This window comes from Poseidonibacter sp., assembly GCF_041821165.1.
Lineage (GTDB): Bacteria > Campylobacterota > Campylobacteria > Campylobacterales > Arcobacteraceae > Poseidonibacter.
On sequence record NZ_JBGUES010000133.1, the window covers coordinates 1 to 6,557 of the forward strand.

Annotated in this window: 6 protein-coding genes; all 6 read right to left on the reverse strand. The window is 22.9% G+C overall.

Annotation, left to right across the window (positions count from 1 at the left end; genetic code table 11):
• A partial coding sequence (locus ACERKK_RS09895) for a hypothetical protein (RefSeq protein WP_373772919.1) occupies nt 1–280 on the reverse strand: 280 nt, incomplete at its 3' end.
• Nucleotides 261–1,157 (reverse strand): hypothetical protein, encoded by an 897-nt coding sequence (locus ACERKK_RS09900; protein ID WP_373772920.1) that lies wholly within the window; start codon nt 1,155–1,157, stop codon nt 261–263. The genes ACERKK_RS09900 and ACERKK_RS09895, both read right to left, overlap by 20 nt.
• A gap of 77 nt (nt 1,158–1,234) precedes the next feature.
• Nucleotides 1,235–2,119 (reverse strand): GTPase Era, encoded by an 885-nt coding sequence (era, locus tag ACERKK_RS09905; protein ID WP_373772921.1) that lies wholly within the window; start codon nt 2,117–2,119, stop codon nt 1,235–1,237.
• A gap of 87 nt (nt 2,120–2,206) precedes the next feature.
• Entirely contained in the window at nt 2,207–4,090 is a 1,884-nt protein-coding gene (locus tag ACERKK_RS09910; protein WP_373772922.1) for an HD domain-containing phosphohydrolase, read from the reverse strand.
• A gap of 2 nt (nt 4,091–4,092) precedes the next feature.
• The gene (locus tag ACERKK_RS09915) at nt 4,093–5,253 is read right to left on the reverse strand and encodes an ABC transporter substrate-binding protein (RefSeq protein WP_373772923.1); all 1,161 of its coding nucleotides are present in this window, start codon (nt 5,251–5,253) and stop codon (nt 4,093–4,095) included.
• Between the two features lie 57 nt (nt 5,254–5,310).
• Nucleotides 5,311–6,557 (reverse strand): YifB family Mg chelatase-like AAA ATPase (locus ACERKK_RS09920; protein WP_373772924.1); only part of this gene is annotated, 1,247 nt, incomplete at its 5' end.

The following is a 6,557-nucleotide window of genomic DNA, read 5'->3' on the forward strand; positions in this document are numbered from 1 at the left end:
CTTCAATATTTATTACTCTTTTTTGATTTTCAATTTTTGTAATTTTAATCTTTTTATTTTTTGCATAGATTTCAAGTTCTTTACTTAAGTCAAAAAAAGAACCTGTAAAAGTTTGATTAGGTAGTTTAAAACTATTTTGTATTTTTGTAATAGTATTTGATTTATTATAATCCTCTATTATTAAAAAGAATACAAAAAAAAGAACAAGTGTTAATAAATATATTTCTATTTTTACTTTTTTACTTGAATTATTAAATTTATTATTTAGATAATTGTACATCAATTACTACTTTATATTTACTCTCATTTTCTATATATTGAACTTTATTTGAGAGTAGTTTATTTTTATATAATTCTATAAATAGATAAATATCATCTTTTTTTAATGCACTTGCAGTTAATTGAACTTTATTTAATTTATATTCAAAAGATTCTAAATTTAATTTATAGTTTTTTAGTTCTTTCATTATTAATAAAAAATCTTGTAATAATGGTTTATATTTATTATTTTGTATAAATTTTTCTATTTCATTTTTTACTTTTTCATTATGATTATTTAGTATTTCTTCTTTACTATTATTATCAATAAAAAAAGCAAAATAGGAAAAGGTAAGTGAGGATAAAAGTAATATAGATAATAGATAAATTTTAAAACTATTGTTTTTTATATCTTTAATGTTTATAAGTTCTTCTTTTGCCTTTTTATTAAAATCTATTTGATATTGTTGTAATGTCTCTTTTTGTATTTCAAAAATATTTTCAATATTAATTTTGAGTTTTTTTACAATATACTCTTTTATCTCTACATCAGAAATCTTATAATCTAGTTTTTGGAAATAGTACATTTTCATATCTTTATATAAAACAAAAAAATCATCTAAAATAAATAAATCAAAACTATTAATATTCTTTTTATTTATATAATACATTTCAAGTATTTGAGGAAGTATATATTTATATTTTTTATTAATTATAATAATTTGATAATTGTTTGAGTAAGGAAGATAGTTTGTAAAAATAAAATCATTTTTATCATGATTTATTTTTTGTAAGTTTAAACTATTATAAGTAAAATCTTGAAGATATTTATCCTCAATTTTCTCAGAAACATTAACAATAATAGTTCTGATATCTTTTATATTTGCAATTTGTTTCATAAAACACCTACTATTAAAAGTAGGTTATTTTATTATATATAACTTTTTTAGACCTTAATTAATAATATTAGTTATGTTTATAAAGTTACATCATATCCAAGGTCTTTTAATCCTTGTTTATTTTTAGTCCAACCTTTTTTAACAGATACAAAAAGTTCTAAGTAACATTTTCTACCTGTTAGGTTTTCAATTTTAAGTCTTGCATCTTTACCAATTCTTTTAATTGCAGTTGCACCTTTACCAATAATCATACCTTTTTGAGTACCTTTTTGTACAATAATAGTAGCTTTTATAACATCTAAGTTATCTTTTTCTTCTACTTTATTTATTAATACATCTGTTTCATAAGGAATTTCATCTGAAATATTCTCAAAAATTGATTCTCTAATAAACTCTTTAAAAATATCTCTTAAGTGTTCAGTAGTTAAAATCTCAGGATCGAATAAATAAGGATGTTCTGGTAAATGCTTTACAACATCATCTAAAATATTAGCATGAGTTGTAGCTTTTTTGATTGAAACAGGAATTACTGATTCATATCTGTCTGCATAAACTTCATACTCTTTCATTTTTTCTAAAACTTCTTCATTTGTTACATTATCAATTTTAGTTAATAATAAGATATGTTTTACATTCTTTTTATTTTTAACTAAAAAGTCTTCATAATGTGTTAATTTATCAGTAACAGGTGCTAGGAATAAAATTAAGTCACAATCACCCATTGCTTTTAAAGCTTCATCTAACATAAACTTATTTATTAATTTTTCAGTTTCGTGAATTCCAGGTGTGTCTACAAATACAATTTGATCATCTTCATGCATAACAATAATATTAGATCTTTTTCTTGTTGCATTTGCCTTATGTGAAACCATTGCAATCTTTTCACCAACAAGCCAATTTAGTAAAGAACTCTTACCAGCATTTGGTCTACCTACAACCGATACATAACCACATTTAGTCATTATTTCTCCTCAAGCTATATTTTATTAATAGCTTTTATAAATTAAAGCTTTTATTCTACCATTATTGTAATTACAAAGCGTTAAACCCTAATCAAATGTATCTTCATATTTTTTTCTAATAAGTAAAAATTCATCCAAGTTCTCAAAAAAAACATCAACTAAATCAGGGTCAAAATGAATACCTTTATTTTCAATAAAAAATTGTTTTATTTCAACTAAAGGCCAAGCTTTTTTATAACATCTATCACTTCCTAATGCATCAAATACATCAGCAACAGCTGTAATTCTTCCATAAATATGTATATCTTCTCCTTTTAATCCACGAGGATAACCAGAACCATCCCATTTTTCATGATGCTCATAAGCAACAATTGCAGCTGTTTTTAAAATCTCTCTTTTTGAATGTTTTAGCATTTCATAACCAAGTTGAGCATGAGTTTTCATAATTTTCCACTCTTGACCAAAAAGTTGTCCTGGTTTTTTCAATATTGCATCTGGTATTCCCACTTTTCCAATATCATGCATTGGTGATGCTTCTTTTAATAATTCAGATGTTCTTTCATCTAATCCATATTTTATTGCTAATAATTTTGAATACTCAGCAACTCTTTTTACATGATTTCCTGTCTCTTTAGAACGAGATTCACCAATAGCACCCATTGTAAAGATTACCTCTTTTTGAGTATTTACTATCTCTTCATTTAAGTGTTCTATTTCTTTTATATTTTTACTTATTGTTTTTGTCATTTTATTAAAAGATTTTGATAATTTACCAAATTCATCATTTGTTGTTATTGGTAAACGAGATGATAAATACTCTTTATTCATTGTAACACCATGAATATATTCAAGTATAAAAGATAAAGGAACATTAATTCTTGAGATTAATGTACTTGCAGATAAAAAGATTAATATTAAAAAGAAAATTCCAACAGCAAGGATAATTATTGTAGTTTGTTTAGAAACCTTATCTGAGTGATTTAATATATCAAGTTTTATTTCATTTGATATAGTATTTAAAACATCTAGATTTTTAAATATTTTTTTATTTGTATCATTTTTTTGAACTATTAATGATTCTAATACTTTTTGCTCTTGTAATAGTTGTTTTCTAGAAATTATAATAAAAGTTGTAAGTTCATTAATTTGTGAATATCTTGAGTTTATTTTTTCAATACTATCTTTAAAGTTATTTGTAAAAGTTTTAAATTGTTGAATATTAATTAAACTATTTTGTATTAATAAAGATAATTGAGATAAATTATTTGCACTTATACTATTTATAATATCTTTATTTTTAGCATTGATTATTGTATTTAAAAAAGTTGGCAATCTTAAAATTGAAGAATCCAAGTCTTTTGTTAAACTCATAATCTTATTTAAATTTTCATTTTTATAATCTGTTTTTTCTTTTAGTTTTCTATTATATCTTTGCGTTGCAAGAGATGCAATTCCATATATTCTTTCTGTTTGGATTGATATATTTTCTATATGATTTTCAATCTGATTTTTATACTCTTCTAAATTACTCTCATAAAACAAAATTACAGATTTAGAAATATACATTTTATTTTGTATATTAATTTCACTATTTATTAATTTACTTATATTTTTTACCTCTTCATTATATTTAGGTATATAATTATTATCTTTATACATATTTAATATTAAGTTATATTTTTGTTCTTTTAAGAGTTCTTTTTCAAATTTTTCTAAATTATTTAGAGATGAAGCCATAAGTATTTCAGTATCAAGATAATTTAAATCTTTAATAGTATTTAAAATATCTTGATTTTGTTTTTCTAAGCTTAATATATGTTTTAAAGTATTTTGATCATATTTGATTGTTGATGATAAATAGCTCATAGTAAAAGCAAAGCCTACAATTACTAATCCCATAATAACAACACCAAATATTACAATCGTTTTAATTGAAAAGTAATTAGATATTTTTTGAAGTAATCCTATCATGACTAATCCTTACTTTTAAAAATGCTATCCCATGAAACCTCAACAATTTCATTATTTTTTATACCTGTTAACCAAATTTTTGAACTATATTGATGAGTTCTTTTATCAAAAGAAGATTCAAATCCCAATCCTATATCAATTGTTTTTAGTTTATTTAATTCATTAAATATATTTTGTGAATTTACATCTTCATTTTTTATATCTTTTATACCTTCAATAAATAGTTTTGCAATAATATAACCTTCTAGTGAAATAAAATCAGGAGCAATTAGAGGAAATTCACTTTTAATATTTTCTCTAAATTCCTTAACTATTTGTAAATCAGAATTTAATAAAGGTACAACTTGAGTAATATAGATATCTTTTGAGTATCCCCCTAATTTTTCAATTAAAACACTTGTATTTATAGGAGATAAAGAGAAAAATTTAATATCAGGAAAATCATCTTTTGCATATTTTATAAATTTAATAGTTGGTTTATCAACACTTACCATTAAAATGATTTTTATTTTTTTATTTGATTCAAGGATTTTGCTTAAAGCATTTTCAATATTTTCTGTTCCTCTTGTGTATCTGCTATGAACAATTTTACTTATATCTTCATATCCACTATCTCTTAATGCTTTAATTGCTCCATAATATCCACTATCACCATAAGTGTCATTTTGTGTAAAAAAAGCCATTTCTTCTGGTGTAATACCTTGTTTTAATAAATTTAAAATTATGTAATATGCTTCTTGTGAATATGAAGCTCTATAATTAAAAATATACTCATTTGAAGATGGATTTCTAAGAATCCCTCCTCCACTATAAGCACCAAATGAAACAATTTTATTTTCATTTACAATTGGTACGGTAACATTTGCAGTTGGTGTTCCTAGATTACCTAAGAAAGCAACTACCTTTTCTTCATTTATTAATTTTCTTACATTTTTACTAGCAGAAATTGGATTATATTTATCATCTAAAGTAATAAGTTTATATTTATTTTCAGAAGTTTTATTTATTACATTTAGGTATGTTTGAATACCTGTTTTCATACTATTACCTAAATAATCAATTGGACCACTAAAGTCAGCTGACATTCCAATTTTTATCTCTTTAGATTCTAGACTAAGAATTAGTATTGTTAGTAAAAATATTTTTTTTAGTATATTTTTCATTTTTTACTCTTTTAAATAATTTCTTAATAATTATATTATACATCAATCAAAATTTATTTATCTCTTTCTAAAATTCAAACTTTGTAATAAATCACTTTTACTTATATTTTCATTTGAATTTAAATCAGCTATAGTTCTTGCAACTTTTAGTACTTTATTTATACTTCTAAAAGATAATTGATAATTTATTATTGCTTTTTCCATAATAAAACTTGACTCTTCATCTAAGGTACAATATTTTTTTATATCTTCATCTTTTAGTTTTCCATTTAAATCTTTTTGACCTCGTTTCTTTTGTATTTTAAAAGCTTCTATTACCTTTTCATGTAACTCTTCTGATGTAACAATGTTTTTAGAATCTTTAAAACTATCATTCATAATTATATATAAATCAATTCTATCTAAGAAAGGATCAGATAATCTATTTTTATATCTTTGAATTTCCAATTCATTGCATCTACACTCTTTTATACTTGAAAGTAAATTTCCACAAGGACAAGGATTCATCGCACTTACAAAAGTAAATTTTGTATCATAAATTATTTTTGAATTAACTCTTGAAATAAGTATTTTATTATCTTCAAGTGGTTCTCTTAAAGCCTCTAAAACTGATTTTGAAAAATGAGGTAGTTCATCAAAAAATAAAATACCATTATTACATAATGCTATTTCACCCATTTTTGCATTTGAACTTCCTCCTCCAAAAATCGAAGATTTAGTTGATGTATGATGTGGACTTCTAAAAGAGCGTAAAGGAATAAAATCTACTTCTTTATAATCCAAAGATTGCAATTTAGCTTTTTCTAATATCTCTTCTAAACTCATAGGAGGCATTATATATCTCAATCTTTTTGCTATCATACTTTTACCACAACCAGGACTTCCTTCAAATATCATATTATGATTTCCACACGCACAAATAAGTGAAGCAAACTTTGCTAAATCCTGCCCTATTACATCTGAAAAATTTTCATCATAGTTTTTTTCATAATAAAAAGTCTCATCATTTATAATTAATTTTTCATAATGTAAACTATTTTTATTGTATTTGTATTTTTCTTTATCATTAGAGTTAAAAAAGTCAATAGCTTCAACAATATCTTTTACTACATAAATCTCTATATTTGGAATATTAGATATTTTTTCTGCACTATCTTGGCAAACTAAAACTTTTTTTAATTTTTTATTTCTAGCTAAGGATAGAATTATAGGAAAGATTGTGCTTGTATCTTTTAGTTGTCCTGATAAACCAAGTTCTGCAAATACATAAAATTCATCAAAATTAATACTCTTTTTGTCATATA

Bases quoted from the DNA above. Each gene is read 5' to 3' on its own strand.
- ACERKK_RS09900 (WP_373772920.1), bottom strand. From the start codon at position 1,157: ATGAAACAAATTGCAAATATAAAAGATATCAGAACTATTATTGTTAAT.
- era (WP_373772921.1), bottom strand. From the start codon at position 2,119: ATGACTAAATGTGGTTATGTATCGGTTGTAGGTAGACCAAATGCTGGT.
- ACERKK_RS09910 (WP_373772922.1), bottom strand. From the start codon at position 4,090: ATGATAGGATTACTTCAAAAAATATCTAATTACTTTTCAATTAAAACG.
- ACERKK_RS09915 (WP_373772923.1), bottom strand. From the start codon at position 5,253: ATGAAAAATATACTAAAAAAAATATTTTTACTAACAATACTAATTCTT.